Annotated in this window: 1 protein-coding gene; it reads left to right on the forward strand. The window is 30.5% G+C overall.

What is annotated here, in order from left to right:
• A partial coding sequence (locus tag A33Q_RS11110) for a hypothetical protein (protein ID WP_009036515.1) occupies positions 1 to 326 on the forward strand: 326 nt, incomplete at its 5' end.
• Positions 327 to 587 lie beyond the last annotated feature (261 nt).

The following is a 587-nucleotide window of genomic DNA, read 5'->3' on the forward strand; positions in this document are numbered from 1 at the left end:
ACAAGATAAATAAGCAGGAGGATATTATGGCACTATCTAATTCAAATTTAAAAGACATTCAAACAAAAATCGAAAGAGTCACTGATAAAATTGATACGGAAAAAATAGATTTTGGTCAGGTAATCTATGACGAAGAGAAACAAGATCTTGTACTTACTAAAGAAGAAGATTTAACCAAACTACGTCGTAGTTTAAATGATTTTGAAGAAGCATTACTAGCAGCACAATCGAAAATAAAACAACAAGAAATTAACAAAAGAATTATTAGCGAAGTAAAAGATGGCGGTCAAACCGCTGAAATATTATCATCAATTTTTAGTAAGTAATTCTAGAATTTAATACTAAAAAGTAACACTCTCTATTAAGTTAGAGGGTGTTTTTTGTTAAAAAAATGGCTAAAAAAGTGCGTAATGCTAAAAATACCTAATACGCACGTATCGTATCAAGTACTGATATAGAGCCTTTTTTTTATTACGCATTTTATGGTACCAGTTCAGAATTAGTATGTCACATTTGAAGTTATCGAAGATAATTTCAAACAGTTCTATAAACCCCACTATGTAGGCGTTTATAGCAGGAAGAGAGCG

Origin of the sequence: Indibacter alkaliphilus LW1, from assembly GCF_000295935.2 — a bacterium.
Lineage (GTDB): Bacteria > Bacteroidota > Bacteroidia > Cytophagales > Cyclobacteriaceae > Indibacter > Indibacter alkaliphilus.